This is a genomic window from Terrabacter sp. 01T434, from assembly GCF_056398545.1.
The window spans coordinates 1-584 of the sequence record NZ_JBFTPP010000030.1 but is presented as its reverse complement, the minus strand read 5'-3'; the positions used below and the strand labels follow the sequence as shown (position 1 = coordinate 584).

The following is a 584-nucleotide window of genomic DNA, read 5'->3' as shown; positions in this document are numbered from 1 at the left end:
GTCGGTAACACCCGAAGCCGGTGGCCCAACCCTTGTGGGGGGAGCCGTCGAAGGTGGGACTGGCGATTGGGACTAAGTCGTAACAAGGTAGCCGTACCGGAAGGTGCGGCTGGATCACCTCCTTTCTAAGGAGCAGTCATTTCATGGCAGCCCGGTCTGTCCCCGRACGTGGGGCAGCGGGTGCTCAAGGGTGGAACATCGATTATTTGGCGCTGACCTGGTCATCGTCCACAAGTACAAGCGGAGCTTGCTTCGCAGTGGAACGTGGTGGTGGCGGGGGAGGCGCTTGACACGTTGTTGGGTCCTGAAGGATCGGACGACACACACCGGCCGGCTCGCGGAAGCGAGCTGTCCTGGTGTGTGCTGGCTGGTTTCTTCTGGTCGTGGGCCCTRCCGAGATCGCAGCTTGTCTGYGGTGGGTGTGGGGCGCCGGTTGTATTTTGAGAACTTCACAGTGGACGCGAGCATCTTTGTAGTGTTCAAGTTTTTAAGGGCACACGGTGGATGCCTTGGCACCAGGAACCGAAGAAGGACGTAGGAATCTGCGATAAGCCTCGGGTAGTCGATAACCAGACTGCAGACTG

The 584-nt window shown here is 59.0% G+C and carries 2 rRNA genes; both read left to right on the top strand.

The window, feature by feature from the left end:
* Window positions 1–125, top strand: a 16S ribosomal RNA gene (locus AC1DIW_RS21845); the annotation flags it as partial.
* 352 nt (window positions 126–477) lie between these two features.
* A 23S ribosomal RNA gene (locus AC1DIW_RS21840) occupies window positions 478–584 on the top strand; the annotation flags it as partial.